16 protein-coding genes are annotated in these 16,992 nt (G+C 35.6%); 12 read left to right on the top strand and 4 right to left on the bottom strand.

Going from position 1 to position 16,992, the window contains the following annotated elements:
• Nucleotides 1–5 precede the first annotated feature (5 nt).
• From BLT30_RS06295 to BLT30_RS06330, 8 genes are all read left to right on the top strand, one after another.
• A complete protein-coding gene (locus BLT30_RS06295; protein WP_089872427.1) occupies nt 6–1,088 on the top strand; it encodes a porin family protein in 1,083 nt (360 codons plus the stop codon).
• A gap of 223 nt (nt 1,089–1,311) precedes the next feature.
• Nucleotides 1,312–1,734 carry a hypothetical protein gene (locus BLT30_RS06300; RefSeq protein ID WP_089872429.1) on the top strand — a complete coding sequence of 141 codons (423 nt, stop codon included), beginning with the start codon at nt 1,312–1,314 and terminating at the stop codon, nt 1,732–1,734.
• 115 nt (nt 1,735–1,849) lie between these two features.
• Nucleotides 1,850–3,031 (top strand): thiolase family protein, encoded by a 1,182-nt coding sequence (locus BLT30_RS06305; RefSeq protein ID WP_089872939.1) that lies wholly within the window; start codon nt 1,850–1,852, stop codon nt 3,029–3,031.
• 139 nt (nt 3,032–3,170) lie between these two features.
• Nucleotides 3,171–4,652, top strand: coding sequence for an MFS transporter (locus BLT30_RS06310; RefSeq protein ID WP_089872431.1), 1,482 nt, complete (start codon nt 3,171–3,173; stop codon nt 4,650–4,652).
• Nucleotides 4,653–4,660: 8 nt separating this feature from the next.
• The gene (locus BLT30_RS06315) at nt 4,661–5,473 is read left to right on the top strand and encodes an alpha/beta hydrolase (protein ID WP_245707123.1); all 813 of its coding nucleotides are present in this window, start codon (nt 4,661–4,663) and stop codon (nt 5,471–5,473) included.
• A gap of 95 nt (nt 5,474–5,568) precedes the next feature.
• Nucleotides 5,569–6,495, top strand: coding sequence for a mevalonate kinase family protein (locus BLT30_RS06320; RefSeq protein ID WP_089872435.1), 927 nt, complete (start codon nt 5,569–5,571; stop codon nt 6,493–6,495).
• 68 nt (nt 6,496–6,563) lie between these two features.
• Nucleotides 6,564–7,487 carry a UbiA family prenyltransferase gene (locus BLT30_RS06325; RefSeq protein ID WP_089872437.1) on the top strand — a complete coding sequence of 308 codons (924 nt, stop codon included), beginning with the start codon at nt 6,564–6,566 and terminating at the stop codon, nt 7,485–7,487.
• Between the two features lie 13 nt (nt 7,488–7,500).
• Nucleotides 7,501–7,989, top strand: a complete 489-nt coding sequence (locus tag BLT30_RS06330) for a GNAT family N-acetyltransferase (RefSeq protein ID WP_089872439.1) — start codon at nt 7,501–7,503, stop codon at nt 7,987–7,989.
• A gap of 2 nt (nt 7,990–7,991) precedes the next feature.
• Here BLT30_RS06330 and BLT30_RS06335 read toward each other — a convergent pair whose 3' ends face one another.
• Nucleotides 7,992–8,786, bottom strand: coding sequence for a S1/P1 nuclease (locus BLT30_RS06335; protein ID WP_089872441.1), 795 nt, complete (start codon nt 8,784–8,786; stop codon nt 7,992–7,994).
• A 152-nt stretch (nt 8,787–8,938) separates the two neighbouring features.
• Here BLT30_RS06335 and uvrA point away from each other — a divergent pair, with 152 nt between their 5' ends.
• Nucleotides 8,939–11,767, top strand: coding sequence for an excinuclease ABC subunit UvrA (gene uvrA / locus BLT30_RS06340; RefSeq protein WP_089872443.1), 2,829 nt, complete (start codon nt 8,939–8,941; stop codon nt 11,765–11,767).
• A gap of 71 nt (nt 11,768–11,838) precedes the next feature.
• Here uvrA and map read toward each other — a convergent pair whose 3' ends face one another.
• Nucleotides 11,839–12,603, bottom strand: coding sequence for a type I methionyl aminopeptidase (gene map / locus BLT30_RS06345; RefSeq protein ID WP_089872445.1), 765 nt, complete (start codon nt 12,601–12,603; stop codon nt 11,839–11,841).
• 117 nt (nt 12,604–12,720) lie between these two features.
• Between map and BLT30_RS18275 the strand changes: the two genes are divergently transcribed.
• The 3 genes from BLT30_RS18275 (at nt 12,721) to BLT30_RS06360 (ending at nt 14,495) form a co-directional block, all read left to right on the top strand.
• Nucleotides 12,721–12,912, top strand: a complete 192-nt coding sequence (locus BLT30_RS18275; protein ID WP_089872447.1) for a hypothetical protein — start codon at nt 12,721–12,723, stop codon at nt 12,910–12,912.
• Between the two features lie 153 nt (nt 12,913–13,065).
• A complete protein-coding gene (locus BLT30_RS06355; protein WP_245707124.1) occupies nt 13,066–13,461 on the top strand; it encodes a hypothetical protein in 396 nt (131 codons plus the stop codon).
• A 332-nt stretch (nt 13,462–13,793) separates the two neighbouring features.
• Nucleotides 13,794–14,495 carry a CoA transferase subunit A gene (locus BLT30_RS06360; protein WP_089872449.1) on the top strand — a complete coding sequence of 234 codons (702 nt, stop codon included), beginning with the start codon at nt 13,794–13,796 and terminating at the stop codon, nt 14,493–14,495.
• A 29-nt stretch (nt 14,496–14,524) separates the two neighbouring features.
• On the opposite strand, the gene BLT30_RS06365 is transcribed toward BLT30_RS06360, so the two are convergent.
• Nucleotides 14,525–15,049, bottom strand: a complete 525-nt coding sequence (locus BLT30_RS06365; RefSeq protein ID WP_089872451.1) for a hypothetical protein — start codon at nt 15,047–15,049, stop codon at nt 14,525–14,527.
• Nucleotides 15,050–15,112: 63 nt separating this feature from the next.
• Complete coding sequence (locus tag BLT30_RS06370; RefSeq protein WP_089872453.1) at nt 15,113–16,900, bottom strand: ABC transporter ATP-binding protein; 1,788 nt, start codon at nt 16,898–16,900, stop codon at nt 15,113–15,115.
• Between the last annotated feature and the right edge of the window lie 92 nt (nt 16,901–16,992).

A 16,992-nucleotide genomic window follows, 5' to 3' on the forward strand; every position in this document is an offset into this window, starting at 1 on the left:
AGACTATGAAGTTCGAAATTTTACTTTTGGCAATGCTTTCAAGCCTTGCTACAGCCCAAACTACGCTCGATAATCAGATGAAATCTTACACCGAGAAAGTCAATTCCATCGTATCGACAGAGAAAGCGAATATGAAAGCCGAAACTGACAAAATCGATGAAGCTTTCTCTTCCGGAAAAATCACAAAATCAGAGCAGATTTCTCAGAAAGAAGCAGTTTCCAAAAAATACGAAACGCTCATCAATGATAAAATTGAAAACGAGCGCGAACAATTGGAAAATATTACGAAAACAGCAGTTACAAATTCAGTTTACAATTCAAAATCAGACACTTTGAAAAATAAAAGTGTTATGGTTTTTGGAACTTCCGGATTGTCAATCAATATCAAAAAAAATGATAAATCACCGAAAGAATATATTAATTCAAGTTCTTTAAGTGTTGGTTATGCTTTCGCAAATTTGACCAAAGACAAAGGCAGTTTAAATCCTTTTGAAAATGATTCCGAAATGAGAATCGGAAACTCGCACAGCATTGAAGTTCAGTTTAGAAAAGATAAACAATTAGGAAGTTTCAAAAGTCCGTGGGTTTTGAGGTACGGTTTGGCTTACAGAACCGACACTTATATGCCGAAGCGTCCGCAGGTTTTTGTTCAGGAAAATTCGCAATTGTTCCTTGAAAATTTTGAAGAAGGCAGATTGAAACGTTCAAAATTGAGAAATGTCTATTTGACTTTGCCAATTGAATTTCAACTTTATCTGAATCCAAAATATACAGAATATGACGGCAAACAATATCTGGATGTAAGGAAAAAAATGTGGAAAATTGGAGTAGGGGCTTATGCAGGAGTCAACACGAGAAGTATTGTAAAAGTGAAATATTATAATGAAAATGACAACTTCAAAAAGTACGATTACACTTTAGATGACGGCGTGAATGCTTTCTTATTCGGAGGGAAATTCAGTCTGGGTTATGGTGGCGTTACTTTGTTCATCAAGAAAGATTTCACACCAATTTTCAATGACAAAACCATTTTACCAAACAAAAACGGAATCCAAATCGGAATCGAGATTGCCAATATTGATTTTTAATTTATACATTTTTCATAGAACATTCTTATACACTATTTTCTTATTAGAGCTCATATCTCGAAAGGGATGTGAGTTTTTGTTTTAAAATCCTTTGTTTTGTAATACCGAAGGAATCTCAACAGTCTATATCCCTTCTGAAGGTCAAAATCACATTTGAAAAATCTTCTTAATTCATTTTTGCAACTCAAAATTTTTTATTTACATTGGCAAACAGGATTTAAGAATGAAAAATTTACAGTTAATCGGATTGTTTTTGGTTGTAGCAGGGAGTTTTCTGCCTTTGGTTCATATTCCAATTGTTGGAAACTGGAACTATTGGAAAGTGGATAATACACTCGCTATCATACTTTGGGGATTTTCTCTATTAACGCTTGTTTTCATGCTGATTGGCAAAACTAAATTGGTTAGAATAATGGCATTTTTAATCATATTGCTTTTTGTTTTCACAATTGTTGCTATTAAGTTAAAATCTTTAGATTATTTCAGTTTTTTACCTTTTAAATCCTGGCAATCCACATTCGCCGGAATCGTAAAATTATCCTGGGGATGGTTTATCGAATTTCTGGGAGCAGTCCTGATTTTAATCGCATCAAGAAAAAATATCAATAAAGAAAAAGCTAATTTCGTTATTAAAAGTAATAAATAATTGTGGGCTTTTCTGAGTGAAACGCCTTTGTGAAACTTGTAACATTTAGTGAAAAAAAACTTAGTGCGCTTTGTGTTCAAAAATAAATATCAATACAATCAAAATTAAAAATATTATGAAAGAAGTATTCATTGTATCAGCAGTTAGAACACCAATGGGGAGTTTTATGGGAAGTCTTTCGACTGTTCCTGCTACACAATTGGGCGTCACTGCGGTAAAAGGAGCTTTAGACAAAATCAACCTGGATCCGACTTTGGTTGAGGAAATCTATATGGGAAATGTTTTGCAGGCGGGTGAAGGTCAGGCTCCGGCGAGACAAGTGGCTTTGGGTGCAGGTTTGTCCAATCATACGCCTTCTACAACCATAAATAAAGTTTGTGCTTCCGGAATGAAAGCTGTGACAATGGCAACTCAAGCGATAAAAGCTGGTGACGTAGATATTATCATAGCTGGCGGAATGGAAAATATGTCGATGGTTCCTCATTATCTGGATGGAAGAAATGGTGTGAAATTGGGCGACATCAAAATGCAGGACGGACTTTTGAAAGATGGTCTTACCGATGTTTACAACAAAGTTCATATGGGCGTTTGTGCAGAATTGTGTGCCAAAGAAAATAATATCACGAGAGAAGAACAGGATGCTTTTGCAATCCAATCTTATCAAAGGTCTGCAGCGGCTTGGGAAGCCGGGAAATTCTCAGAAGAAGTTGTTCCAGTTTCGATTCCTCAAAGAAAAGGTGACCCAATTGTTTTCTCGGAAGACGAAGAATATAAAGCTGTGAAGTTTGATAAAATTCCAACTTTACCAACAGTTTTCCAAAAAGAAAACGGAACGGTAACGGCTGCAAACGCTTCGACTCTTAATGACGGTGCTTCTGCTTTGATTCTGATGTCAAAAGAAAAGGTTGAGGAGTTAGGATTAAAACCTTTAGCAAAAATCATTTCTTATGCTGATGCGGCTGTAGAACCGGAAAGATTCACAACTTCACCTTCAAAGGCTTTACCTATTGCTCTCAAGAAAGCCGGGCTTACAAAGGATGATATCGATTTCTTTGAATTTAATGAGGCGTTTTCTGTTGTCGGTTTAGCGAATAACAAAATTCTCGGATTAGATTCTGCGAAAGTAAACGTAAATGGAGGCGCAGTTTCTATCGGTCATCCGCTGGGAAGTTCCGGTTCCAGAATTATCGTAACCTTGATCAATGTTCTGAAACAGAATAATGCAAAACTCGGCGCTGCTGCAATTTGTAACGGCGGTGGCGGTGCAACGGCTATTGTGATTGAAAATTTGCAATAACATTTAATTAAATAAATTTCAAAACCCTTTCAGATTTCAAAGTCTCGAAAGGGTTTTTGTTATTAAATTTTTGATACAAACGCATTTTTTTGTCAACTTGTAATTCCTTTTTTTACTTTTGTCTAAATAATTATTTCCAATGTCTGAAATAGAAAAAACAATTCCCGAAAACTCTATCAAGAATAATCCGAAAATAATGCGCGCCTGGGCATTGTATGATTGGGCAAACTCGGTTTATTCACTCGTTATTACTTCCACGATTTTTCCTATATATTACTCGATTCTTACAACGGCTTACGAAAAAGATGAGTACGTGAAGGAAACGGGACAATGGATAAAAGTTCCTGTAAGAAATCTGATTAAAATCTTCGGAAAAGAATACCAACCGGATGCAGTTTATGGTTATTCTCTCACACTTTCATTTTTGATTGTGGTTTTGTTATCTCCAATTTTGTCATCATTGGCGGATACGATTGGAAACAAGAAATCTTTTCTTCAGTTTTTCTGTTATTTGGGAGCGACTTCTTGTATGGGATTGGCGATGTTTACAGGAATGGGAAGTGTTTGGCTGGGATTATTATTCAGTGTGACAGCGAGTGTCGGCTTCTGGGGAAGTTTGGTTTTCTATAACTCCTTTTTGCCGGATATTGCAACGCCTGATAAGCAGGATTCACTTTCTGCAAAAGGTTATGTTTATGGTTACATCGGTTCTGTGATTTTGGTTGTGATTTGTCTTGTTTTGATTCAGGTTTGTGCGGAAACTCCTAAGCAAGCAGCGATTTATACAAGAGTAAGTTTCTTGTTGACAGGCGCTTGGTGGTTTGGGTTTTCACAATATACATTCAAGCATTTGCCACAGTTTGGTCAGGTCAAAGAACAATTGCCAAAGGATTTGGTTTTGCTTAATTATAAAAATATCTTCAAAAGTCACGCTGAACAAGGCGGTTTTATTGAGGTTTTCAAAGACAACATCAGTTTCTATATTGATATTGTAAAACAAAGTTTCAAAGAATTATTCAAGGTTGGAAATCATCTTTTTGGAGATAGAAATCTAAAATATTTCCTCACCAGTTTTTTCTTTTACAGTGTTGGGATGCAGACCATTTTCCTAATGGCAACTTTATTCGGAAAGAGTGAAATCAATATGGCTCAGGACAAACTGATAATGACATTGCTTTTAATCCAAATCGAGGCAATTATAGGTGCGTTGTTTTTTTCTTGGTTATCAAGAAAAATCGGAAATAAAAATGTCATTAGTATTACAGTTGCAATGTGGATTGGCGCTTGTCTCGCAGCATATTATCTTAATAAAGAAAACCCGAATGTAGAATATCAATTCTATGGAATTGCTGGCGTTATCGGTCTGGTAATGGGCGGTTTACAGGCGATGTCCAGGTCAACTTATTCCAAATTGCTTCCGACAGATTCTATGGATAATACAACTTATTTCAGTTTTTACGATGTGTTGGAGAAATTAGCAATTATTTTAGGAACTTTCATCTTTGCAACATTGATTGAGCATTATAACAATATGCGCTATGCTGCTTTATCGATGACAATTTTCTTTGCTTTGGGATTGATATTCATCCGTTTTTTAAAAGTGAAAAATAATACCAAATAATTGCTGTTTTGAAAGTATTAAGTTTCGCATTTTTATTCATATTTTCGATTTTAAGTTCTCAAAATCCGGTTATTGAAGATTTAAAAATCGGAGAGAAAGTAACTCTGAATTCTAAGATTCTTAATGAAAAAAGAACACTAAATATCTACCTTCCACAGACTTTTGACAAAACCAAAAGTTATCCTGTCATTTATATTCTGGACGGAAGTATGAATGAGGATTTCCTCCATTTGGTTGGACTTCAACAGTTTTTCAATATGCAGTTCAAAATGCCGGATTTCATCATTGTTGGCATTGCAAACGTTGATAGAAAAAGGGATTTCACGTTCCATACAGATTTGAAAGATTTGCAGAAAGATTATCCTACGACAGGGCATTCGGATAAGTTTATTGAGTTTGTTGAAAAAGAATTACAGCCTTTCATCAATCAAAATTATAAAACAGAAAGCACCAGATATTTGATTGGTCAATCGCTAGGCGGACTTTTGGCAACTGAGATCTTATTAAAGAAACCAGAACTTTTCACACACTATTTTATCATCAGTCCAAGTCTTTGGTGGGACAACGAAAGTCTTTATAATGAGGCTTCAAAACTGATTTCTCAACAAAAAGATGAAGAAAGATTTGTTTATATTTCTGTTGGAAAAAATGAACATAAAATGATGGTGAAAGAAGCGGACGGATTATATCAAATCCTTAAAAATTCTGGAAAAAAGAAATTGAAATTAGAATATAAACTAATGACCGAGGATAATCACGCGACTATTTTGCACAAAAGTGTTTACGAAGGTTTTATGAAATTATTTCCTTACAAAGAATAATTTTGGATAATTAATGAAAATTTAAATTTTCGGTTTATTATTTGATATTAATGGAATAGTTTATTTTTTGTAAATTTGCAATATCAAAACGCAATATGAATAACCCTTTATTTTACGCAAAAATAATTTTGTTCGGAGAATACGGAATGATAGAGAACTCGCAAGGGTTGGTTGTGCCGTATAGTTTTTATAAAGGAACGCTTAAGTTTTCTGATTTGGACAACGATTTTGAGAAAAAATCCAACCAATCTTTAGAAAAATATTCCAATTATTTAGCTGAGTTAGAATTGCCTTCAGATTTTAAACTGAATGTAGATTCTTTCAAAAATGATATCAAAAAAGGTTTGTTTTTCGATTCCAATATTCCGCAAGGATATGGTGTTGGAAGTTCTGGCGCATTGGTTGCGGCGATTTTCGAAAAATATTCTTTCACAAAAAGAGACCCGGAAACCATTTCTAAAGACGAACTGAAAGACTTGAAGAAAGTTTTCGGTCAGTTGGAAAGCTATTTCCACGGAACAAGTTCTGGAATGGACCCTTTGATTTGCTATATGAATCTTCCGATTCTTATCGAGAACAAAGAGAATGTTGGCAAAGTTTCACTTCCAAAAGAAGAAGTTGGAAAAGGTGCCATATTCTTGATTGATTCCGGAATAACTGGCGAAACCGGACCAATGATTCAGATCTTCTTTGAAAAGTTGAAAAATGAAGGTTTCCGTAAGACTTTGAAAGAGGAGTTTATCCGTTACAACAATGCCTGCATCGAGGCTTTTCTGAAAAAGGATATGAATCCGTTTTTCCGCAATATGAAAAAATTGTCGGTTTGGGCTTACGAACATTTCCGTCCGATGATTCCGGAAAATATTTTCAATGCTTGGAAAAAAGGTTTGGATTCCAACGCTTATTATCTGAAGCTTTGCGGAAGTGGTGGTGGAGGTTATATTCTTGGTTTTACAAAAGATTATGAAAAAGCCGAGAAAATGTTAGATGGCTTCCAAAAAGAAGTGATTTACAGATTTTAAAATTAATATTTAAAGTAATATAAGCCTTTCATCGTCTATCTTTGAAAGGTTTTTTATAATAATTAAAAATGAACGACGAAGCAAAACCAACTTCCCGAAATGCCCTTTACCGTATTTCTCAGTTGATGGGTTTTCTTTTGGGTGCTCGTTTTTTTGTTGCGGTTCTCCTGACTTTTGCGCTTTACGTTTCTACATTTTTCCTGTTTAATAGAGAAGAAAGTTTTAGGAATTTTGTCTTTGATTATAAGGTTCATTGTATCATCATTTGCTCCGTTCTTAGCATTTTGGCAGGCGGAATCATCAATCGGTTTTATGACAAGGAAAAAGACCAGCTGACACAGCCTTTTCGTTCAAGATTGCAAAGTTTCCTCAAAGAAAAATACTTTCTCATAGCTTATGTCGTTCTCAATGCATTGTCGTTAGGATTAGCGATTTTTGTTTCACACAGAGTTTTCGTTTTCTTTCTGATTTATCAGTTTCTGATGTGGTTTTACAGTCACAAACTCAGCAAAATTATTGTCCTTAACAATTTCACTTTTGTTTCATTGACGCTGTATCCGTTCTTCGGAATGTTGATTTATTATCAGACATTTTCGCTCAAGATTTTGTTCCTTGCAATTTTTCTTTTCCTGATGTTATTTATCATCGATATTACAAAAGATACATTGACAAGAAATGCCGATAAAATGTTCGGTTATGATACAATTGCTAATAGATTGGGGTTTCAAAATACGAGATCGGTTTTATTAATTTTGTTAATAATTACTTTAGCGACTTCTATGGTCCTAAGTATTGGGATTGGCTTCAAAAATATTATGGCCTGGTATTTTTTAGCGACAACGATTGTTATTATTGGAACTGTTTTTATGCTTTTCCGAAATCAGAAAAATGACAAATTTAAATCTCTGAATCTTCTTAGGCTGTGGATCTTCTTTGGAATTTTAGCAATGCTTTTCGATGGGATCTATCACAAATATCCTTGGCTGATTTAAAATAAATATCTGAATGTCAATAATAATTAGAAAAAATAAATTAGAAGATAACGAAATACTTGCAAAGATCATCAGAAGTTGTTTTCACGATTTCAAAGTAGAATGTACTTGCGGAACGGTCTATTCCGACCCAACTACGGATGATTTGTATTCGTTATTCAAAGCAGAAAAATCAGCTTTGTTTATTGCAGAAGAAGATGGTTTAATTCTAGGTTGTTGTGGTATATTTCCAACAGAAAATCTTCCCGAAAATACAACAGAATTGGTGAAGTTTTACCTTACAAAAAAAGCGAGAGGAAAAGGGATCGGAAAATTGTTGATGGAAAATTGTTTTGAAAAAGCAAAAGAATTAGGCTATCAAAAAGTTTATTTGGAAAGTTTACCAGAATTCAGCAAAGCCGTTTCCATTTATGAAAAGCAAGGATTTCAGTATTTGGAAAAAGCTTTGGGAAATTCCGGACATTCTGGCTGTAATCTTTGGATGATCAAAGAACTGGACTGATTCTACCCAAAAATATCATTTAAAACTTTCGCTAATCGCAATCCACCGTAAAGCAATTGTCTTTCAAGCGTGGATTCAAAACGGTAATTGTAATCATAACTTAATTTGGAATCTTTTGGCGTTTGATAATAAATTGAATTAGCGATTTTATGGCTGTCAAACAACCATTCTTCTAGAGTTCCGTTTTGGATCTGTTTCACTTCATCTTTAGATTTTACGTCCAAAAGATTCGCAAATTCTGTATAAGTATATTTTTGGTTATCAACCAATTTGGAATCCCAAAGCGAATGCAAATTGGTGTTTTGTCCAAAGTAAGTTACATTGATTTTATTTCCTCCCAAATCTTCAGCTCTTCCAACATGCAAAGGCTGATGAAGGTCACCAACTAAGTGAATCAAGAAAATCAAAGCTTCTTTTTTATCTTTTTCAGAAACATTTTTGTCTTTGATTTTGTCAGAAAGAATTCTGATTTGAGTGTAAAGATTCGGCGATCTCTGAACGGATAAAGAATCTTTGAACTGCTGAAAATTCTTTTGTGGATTGATGTTGACATAATGCCAAGACGAAGTTTCTTTCCAAACGCCTGTAGTATCAGACTTGATGAAATCCGGCCAGTTGGCATAGTAAGCCATTTTCTGTTCTCCAAACAATTTTTTGATATTTCTTTGAGCTTTGGAACTCAAGTGATGTTGTGCGATTTCTGCCACAATTCTGTGTCCTGTCAATCCCCACGCAAAGGAGTAGAGTGATGATAGAATACAAATTGCCAATGTGAATCTTGATAAAATACGTTTCATTTTTTTGATTTATTTCAAGTTGCAAAGATAGTTTTACCCATAGTTTTATTCTCACAAAATCATTGTTAAATATTATTAAACTTAAGTTAAGCTAAAGTGCAATCGTCGATTAATTTCCGTATTTTTGCGTTTTCCCAGAATGAGACTTTTCAATGAAGAATAATCAAGAATTTATCGAAATTTACGGCGCTAGAGAACACAATCTCAAGAATATATCTGTAAAAATCCCAAGGAACGAATTGGTTGTTATCACAGGACTTTCCGGAAGTGGAAAATCCTCTTTGGCTTTTGATACGATTTTTGCCGAAGGCCAACGTCGTTACATCGAAACGTTTTCCGCTTACGCAAGACAGTTTTTGGGCGGATTGGAACGTCCGGATGTTGATAAAATCGAAGGATTATCGCCGGTAATTGCCATCGAGCAGAAAACAACCAACAAAAATCCACGTTCAACTGTTGGAACGATTACGGAGTTGTATGATTTTCTGAGACTTCTGTTTGCCAGAGTTTCAGATGCTTATTCTATGAGTTCTGGAAAAAGATTGGTTAGTTACACAGAAGACCAGATTCTGGAAACCATCAAAGATAATTTCAAAGGGAAAAAAGTTTATTTACTCGCGCCGGTCGTACGTTCCAGAAAAGGACATTACCACGAATTGTTCATTCATCTTTCCAAAAAAGGTTATTCTCAGGCCAGAATCGATGGTGTTTTACAAGACATCGAGTATGATTTGAAACTGGATAGATATAAAACCCACGATATCGAAGTGGTGATTGACCGTTGGATTATCGGAGAAAATGCTACTGAACTAAGAATGCAAAAATCTCTGAAAACTGCTTCTGATATGGGCGAAGGATTGATTGCGATTCAGGAAATGGGACAGGACGAGATTCATTTTTTTAGTAAGAATCTGATGGATGATTCTACGGGAGATTCGATGGCATTGCCGGAACCGAATACGTTCTCATTTAACTCACCGAAAGGAAGTTGCGAAACGTGCAAAGGTCTTGGAACCATCAAAAAAGTGAACACCGACTATTTTGTCGAAAATGATAAATTGTCAATCAACCAAGGTGCATTGTTGCCTTTGGAACAGCTGAAATCCAACAAATGGATTCTGTCTCAAATCAAATCAATTCTTGAAATTTTTGATCTAAGTTTGACAACCCCATTCAAAGATATTCCAAAAGAAGCTTTGGATTACATCTATTATGGTTACAGCAGCGACATTACCAAAGAACTGAAACACGCCGGGATTTCCAAAAAAATCAAAATCAATTTCGAAGGTTTGGTAAAAATCCTCGAAGAGATTGTTGAAGAAAGAGAAAACTACGATGCGGTTTTGGTGGAACGAAATTTCACAACAGAAGAAGTTTGCCCGACTTGTAAAGGTGCGCGTCTTCGTCAGGAAAGTCTGAGTTTCAAAATCGATGGAAAAAATATTGCTGAAGTTAATGGATTGTCTCTGCTCGATTTCAAAGATTGGTTGGCGGATGTGAAGGATAAATTCAGTGATAAAAATAAAATTATCGCTCACGAGATTTTAAAAGAAATTGAAACCAGATTACAATTCCTTTTGGATGTCGGTTTGGATTATCTGAGTTTGAGCAGAAGTTCGAAAACGCTTTCTGGAGGAGAATCTCAGAGGATTCGTCTGGCGACTCAAATTGGTTCTCAATTGGTCAACGTTCTTTATATTCTGGATGAACCTTCTATTGGTCTTCACCAACGAGACAACGAAAGATTGATTAATTCTTTGAAACATCTTCGTGATATCGGGAATTCGGTTTTGGTGGTGGAGCACGACAAGGATATGATTCTGGAAGCTGACCACGTTTTGGATATTGGTCCGAAAGCCGGGAAATTCGGTGGAGAAATTCTTTGGCAAGGTCATCCGAAAGATATTACCAAAGCCAATACAATCACAGCTGATTATATCACCGGAAAACGAAAAATCGAAATTCCTGCCGAACGAAGAAAAGGAAATGGAAAATCGATTGTTCTGAAAGGAGCGACCGGAAATAACCTTAAAAATGTAACGCTCGAAATTCCGCTTGGAAAATTAGTTGTTGTTTCAGGGATTTCCGGAAGTGGAAAATCGTCTTTGATTAACGGAACTTTGTACCCGATTCTGAATCGCCATTTTTACAGGGCAATCCAGGAACCTTTACCATACAAAAGTATCGAAGGCATCGACAATATTGACAAAATTGTAGATGTTGACCAAAGTCCAATTGGTAGAACACCACGCTCAAATCCTGCGACTTACACGGGAATGTTCACAGATATCCGAAATCTTTTCGCTGAATTGCCGGAAAGTAAAATCCGGGGTTACAAAGCCGGACGTTTTTCTTTTAATGTGAAAGGCGGAAGATGCGAAACCTGTCAAGGAGGCGGTTTGAAAGTCATTGAAATGAATTTCCTGCCGGATGTTTATGTTCATTGCGAAACCTGCCACGGAAAACGTTTCAACCGTGAAACTCTGGAAGTCCGTTACAAAGGGAAATCGATTTCCGATGTTCTGGATATGACGATCAATGAAGCGGTAGAATTTTTCCAGCCTATTCCGAAAATCTTTAACAAAGTAAAAACTTTAAAAGATGTTGGTCTGGGTTATATCACAATTGGACAGCAATCCACGACCTTGAGTGGAGGAGAAGCACAACGTGTAAAACTGGCGACCGAACTTTCCAAAAAACAAACCGGAAATACACTTTATATTCTGGATGAGCCGACTACGGGACTTCATTTCGAAGATGTGAAAATCCTGATGGAAGCTATCGAACAATTGGTAGAATTAGGAAATTCTTTTATCATCATCGAACATAATATGGATGTTATCAAACTCGCAGACCATATTATTGATGTTGGTCCGGAAGGCGGAAAACACGGCGGACAGATCATTGCAGAAGGAACACCGGAGGAGATTATCAAATCTAAGAAAAGTTTGACAGCGAAGTTTTTGAAAAAAGAAATGTAAGCAGGTCAGATCCTTTATAATTAAAAATAAAAATTGCCATCTTAAAGAGTGGCAATTTTTATTTGATATGTTTAATTCCAAATCTCGTTCATCTCTGTCAATATAATTGGTTTCCCATCAGTTACAACGATCGTATGCTCGTGTTGCGCCATAAAACCACCTTTGTTTCCGACCATTGTCCAGCCATCTTCAAGAGTCTCAGCAATGGTCGAGGTCGTGGAAATAAAAGTCTCAATCGCAACCACGGAATTCTTCTTGAATCTTTGCATATTGAAACGGTCTCTATAATTCGCGATCTCGTGAGGTTCCTCATGCAGGCTTCTTCCAACGCCATGACCAGTCAGGTTTTTGATGACTTTATAGCCTTTTTTCTTGGCTTCGATTTCCATCAGATGTCCGATGTCCGAAATCCTGACGCCACCTTTGATATTAGAAATTGCCTTTTTTAAGATTCCTTTGGAAGCTTCAATCAGTTTTTGATGTTGATTGATATCTTCTCCAATCACAAAAGAAGCACCATTATCTGACCAAAACCCATCCAGTTCTGCAGAAACATCAATATTGATAAGGTCTCCTTCTTTCAGAATCGTTTTCTCAGAAGGAATGCCATGACAGAACTCATTATTCACACTGATGCAAGTATAACCCGGAAATCCGTAAGTTAAAAACGGAGCAGATCTCGCACCCATATTTTCAAGGATCTTTCCACCGAAATCATCTAGTTCCTTGGTGGAAATCCCAGCTTTGGCAAAGTTTTTCATTTCCTTCAAAGCGTAAGCAACAGCTTCGCTTATTTTTTTCATTCCAGCTAATTCTGACTCGTTGGTAATGGACATAATTTGTAATTTAATCTCATTTATATTCAAATTTATCAATTAAGAACTTATCAGACAACAAAGGAGATATTATTTTTGTAATTGGTATCAGATTTGTGATTCATCAATAAAAAAGTTATGAAATCACTTAAAATTTATTTGGTAACAATTGTTTTCTCGTTAAGTTTTGTAGCTTGTGCTGCTCCGCCAAGACCACCAAAACCACCAAAACCTCCGAGACATGCTGCTAAACCAATGCCACCCGGGCAAGCCAAAAAAATCTATGGAACCAAATCTGCCAAGCCTTTTGCTCCTGGACAAAACAAATAAAACATATATTAAGGATTTTTGAAATTTCAAAATCCTTTTTCTTTTTCCAATGTTAAATTTTCACTATCAATGTTAATTTAATATTAACCAAATATAAATATTACGTAACTTTGTCGTAACATTAGATAAGTAATAACTTAAAATCAATTGATTATGAACAAGAAAATGCTAGCGTTATCAATATTTTTATTTGGATTTTTAGGAACGCTAAACTTAGTAAAAGCTCAATCGACAGACAATAATATACAGGAAGTTTTCCTTAATTCCGGCGATGGTTTCGGGGAACTGAGAAAATTGTTGAAGGATAATTTTGATTTTACCAATCAGGATTACAAGGAAGGAATTGTAAATTCCAATGTTAGATTCAGTCTTTCTCAGGATGGGAAAATCACCAATGTTCGCGCCATCGGAGACTGCAAAAACGTGAGCAAAGAAATCGAAAATGTTTTGTCACATCTGCTTTACAAAGTAGATATGGACAAACTGAGCCAAAAAATGGTAGCATCATCTTATGTAATGCCAGTTAGCGTTACAATTGATAACCGATAAAAGCTTAAAAGTTTAAAATTGTTAGGAAAAAGTCGTACATCTTTGGTGTACGGCTTTTTTTATCTCAAAACACTTCGACTCCGCTCAGTGTGACATTCTAATCTAGTACATAAGATTCTCGAAGGCTTTTAAAATTGTCAGGCTGAGCGGAGTTGAAATTTTTTTTAATCAAATGATATATACTGTTATCGAACTATTTCTTTTGATACTTTTGTGGTTGCAAAATCTGAGAATTAAAAGTCTTTCATCTTTTCTCTATTTTCTTTCGTCTAATAAAGGGATTTTTCTATATTTATAAACCAACAAATTGAATAAAAGAAAAACTCAATTTTATGATTGATAAACGAGTTAAAAACGCAGAAGAAGCGGTAAAAGATATAGAAAACGGAATGACGATAATGCTTGGCGGATTTGGCCTTTGCGGGATTCCTGAGAATTGTATTTCGGAATTGGTGAAGAAAAATGTAAACAACCTGACCTGCATTTCCAACAACGCCGGCGTTGATGATTTCGGTTTGGGACTATTGTTACAGAAAAAGCAAATCAAGAAAATGATTTCGTCCTACGTTGGAGAAAACGCAGAATTCGAACGTCAGATGTTATCCGGAGAATTGGAAGTGGAATTGACGCCACAAGGAACATTGGCAGAAAAATGCAGAGCAGCACAAGCTGGGATTCCTGCATTTTATACACCAGCAGGATTCGGAACCGAAGTTGCGGAAGGCAAAGAAGTTAAAGATTTCAACGGAAAACCCCACATTTTAGAACACGCTTACAACGCCGAATTCTCAATCGTAAAAGCCTGGAAAGGCGACCACGCAGGAAACTTGATTTTCAAAGGTTCGGCTCGGAATTTTAATTTTCCAATGGCTGGAGCAGGAAAAATTACAATTGCAGAAGTGGAAGAATTGGTAGAGCCTGGACAATTGGACCCGAACGAAATCCATATTCCTGGAATTATGGTTCAAAGGATTTTCCAAGGAGAGAATTATGAGAAGAGGATAGAGCAGAGGACTGTGAGGAAGAAGAACTAATTTTATATTCTACCTAGCGGTAAAGATTTTTAAAAAGGATATTTGAAATTAGGATACCAACTTTCAAATTCCTGTATTTTTTCCTCATTATATGTTTCAACCCAACTCGTATGGAGGTCAATTTCGCCTATACCAAAATAAAAATTTTCACTCTCAAAATATTTTACTTTATACTCTTCGAATTGATTAATGATTTCAGTCTTTTCAGTAGCATTTAATTTGTTTTTATTTACCCAAAATAAATCATAATTGGCATAATCAGTATCTATTCTTACTTGAGCATTAAGAAAGTCTAAATTATTTAAAATTTCTTCAAATTCTACAATGAAATTATTAAGCTCTCTATTGTCGCAAGCGAAATATTTAGCTGTTCTTCCAAATGTAAATAGCATATAATCATAATAGAAAGGAATTTCTTTAACTCCAGTTGAAAATATTGCTGGATGGAAATAATAAAAATTGTGCATAATAAGCTCTTCCTCTATATATTTTTTTGAATTTTCATAATCTCTATCAATCAAGATTGCGCCAAAAAAATTATTCCATTCAATCATTTTAAAAATTTATTTAGGATAATATCAAATATATATACTTTATAATTAGAATATTGATAGACTTTAAACCTTCCTCTCCCCAATCTGCTGTCTCCACATTGCATAATACAAACCTTTTTCTGCAATCAGGTTTTCGTGGGAGCCGGTTTCTATAACTTGTCCGCGTTCCAAAACGTAAATTCTGTCGGCGTGCATAATAGTGCTTAATCTGTGGGCGATGAGAACGGTAATTTGTTCTTTTTGTTCAGAAATATCTTTGATGGTGGATGTGATTTCTTCTTCCGTGATACTGTCCAAAGCAGAAGTTGCTTCATCAAAAATTAACAAGTTTGGTTTTCTGAGTAGAGCCCTTGCAATGGCGATTCTTTGCTTCTCGCCACCGCTTAACTTCAATCCACCTTCACCGATTACGGTTTCAATTCCTTTTTCTGCGCGTTCAAGTAAAGTTTTAGTGCTGGATTTTTTCAATGCAAGTTCGATGTCTTCTTCGCTGGCGTTTGGATTCACGAAAAGAAGGTTTTCTCTGATAGTTCCTGCAAAAAGCTGTGTATCCTGAGTCACAAAGCCAATTTGATTTCGTAATTCATCAAAGTCAAATTCTTTTCCATTGATTTGATTGTAGAAAATATTCCCTTCCTGAGGTCGATACAATCCAACAAGTAATTTTACCAATGTACTTTTTCCGGAACCACTCGGGCCCACAAATGCTATAGTTTCTCCATTTTTAACATCAAAGGAAATATTATTCAAAGCTTTGTATTGAGCAGACTGATGCTTGAAAGAAACGTGCTTGAACTCCAGCTCATTGATTGAACCGATTTGTTTTGGTGTGTGTGGTTTTTCTTCCACAGGCTTTTTCATCAGATTATCGAAGTTTCTTAATGAAGCTTCGGCCTCACGGTAAGAAATAATAATATTCCCGATTTCCTGCATTGGACCGAAAATGAAGAATCCGTAAAACATCAATGACAGATATTGTCCCGGCGTTACAACATCTTTGAAAATCAAATATAAAAGCGTCAAGGTAATCAATTGTTGAAGAAAATTGACCATTGTTCCCTGAATAAAACTTAATGAACGGATACTTTTTACCTTCTTCAGTTCCAGTCCGAGAATTTTGTAAGTGTTGTTGTTCAGTCGTTTGATTTCCTGTTTGGTCAAACCTAGACTTTTTACAATTTCGATATTTCTTAAACTTTCGGTTGTACTTCCAGCCAAACTTGTAGTTTCTACAACAATTGTTTTCTGAATATTTTTGATTCTTTTACTTAAAAGATTCGTCACAAATGCTATCAGAAAAATCCCGACGATATAAACCGGCATTATCGACCAATGCAGTCTGATCGCATAAACTGAAACGAAAATAATGCTCACTAAAATTCCGAAAAAGACATTGATGAAATTCGTAATGAATTTTACCGAATCTTCTCTTACTTTGGTCAAAATCGACAACGTTTCGCCACTTCTCTGGTCTTCGAATTCCTGATAAGGCAATGCCATAGAATGCTGTAAACCATCAGTAAAAATGTTAGCTCCGAATTTTTGAGTAATGACATTCACAGCGTAATCTTGGAACGCTTTTGCAATTCTGCTGACCATCGCGGTTCCAATCAGCAAGCCTAAAAAATAAAATGCACCGTGATAGATATCGGTTCCGTAAAGGAATTGATTCAGGTTTCTGGGGATAGATTTTTCTTTATCGAAAAAGTGGGGGTGTGTTACCAATTGGTCCAGGATATTTCCTGTAATTGCAGGTGCAAACAAAGAAAAAACCTGATTGATAGCCGCTAAAACCAATGATGTGATAAGCAGCCATTTATGTGGTTTGAGGTAATGTAATAATGTCTTCATAATTAGAATCGCAAATTTACTGATATAAATCTGATTGTTTTATTAATATTTACTGTAACGAAAAAAGCATTTTTCTATAACGTGAAATATTG

Source organism: Epilithonimonas hungarica (genome assembly GCF_900102265.1).
Taxonomy (GTDB): domain Bacteria; phylum Bacteroidota; class Bacteroidia; order Flavobacteriales; family Weeksellaceae; genus Epilithonimonas; species Epilithonimonas hungarica.

Excerpts from the sequence above, each read along its gene's own strand:
- BLT30_RS06295 (WP_089872427.1), top strand. The coding sequence starts at position 6 with ATGAAGTTCGAAATTTTACTTTTGGCAATGCTTTCAAGCCTTGCTACA.
- BLT30_RS06300 (WP_089872429.1), top strand. The coding sequence starts at position 1,312 with ATGAAAAATTTACAGTTAATCGGATTGTTTTTGGTTGTAGCAGGGAGT.
- BLT30_RS06305 (WP_089872939.1), top strand. The coding sequence starts at position 1,850 with ATGAAAGAAGTATTCATTGTATCAGCAGTTAGAACACCAATGGGGAGT.
- BLT30_RS06310 (WP_089872431.1), top strand. The coding sequence starts at position 3,171 with ATGTCTGAAATAGAAAAAACAATTCCCGAAAACTCTATCAAGAATAAT.
- BLT30_RS06320 (WP_089872435.1), top strand. The coding sequence starts at position 5,569 with ATGAATAACCCTTTATTTTACGCAAAAATAATTTTGTTCGGAGAATAC.
- BLT30_RS06325 (WP_089872437.1), top strand. The coding sequence starts at position 6,564 with ATGAACGACGAAGCAAAACCAACTTCCCGAAATGCCCTTTACCGTATT.
- BLT30_RS06330 (WP_089872439.1), top strand. The coding sequence starts at position 7,501 with ATGTCAATAATAATTAGAAAAAATAAATTAGAAGATAACGAAATACTT.
- BLT30_RS06335 (WP_089872441.1), bottom strand. The coding sequence starts at position 8,786 with ATGAAACGTATTTTATCAAGATTCACATTGGCAATTTGTATTCTATCA.
- uvrA (WP_089872443.1), top strand. The coding sequence starts at position 8,939 with ATGAAGAATAATCAAGAATTTATCGAAATTTACGGCGCTAGAGAACAC.
- map (WP_089872445.1), bottom strand. The coding sequence starts at position 12,603 with ATGTCCATTACCAACGAGTCAGAATTAGCTGGAATGAAAAAAATAAGC.
- BLT30_RS18275 (WP_089872447.1), top strand. The coding sequence starts at position 12,721 with ATGAAATCACTTAAAATTTATTTGGTAACAATTGTTTTCTCGTTAAGT.
- BLT30_RS06355 (WP_245707124.1), top strand. The coding sequence starts at position 13,066 with ATGAACAAGAAAATGCTAGCGTTATCAATATTTTTATTTGGATTTTTA.
- BLT30_RS06360 (WP_089872449.1), top strand. The coding sequence starts at position 13,794 with ATGATTGATAAACGAGTTAAAAACGCAGAAGAAGCGGTAAAAGATATA.
- BLT30_RS06365 (WP_089872451.1), bottom strand. The coding sequence starts at position 15,049 with ATGATTGAATGGAATAATTTTTTTGGCGCAATCTTGATTGATAGAGAT.
- BLT30_RS06370 (WP_089872453.1), bottom strand. The coding sequence starts at position 16,900 with ATGAAGACATTATTACATTACCTCAAACCACATAAATGGCTGCTTATC.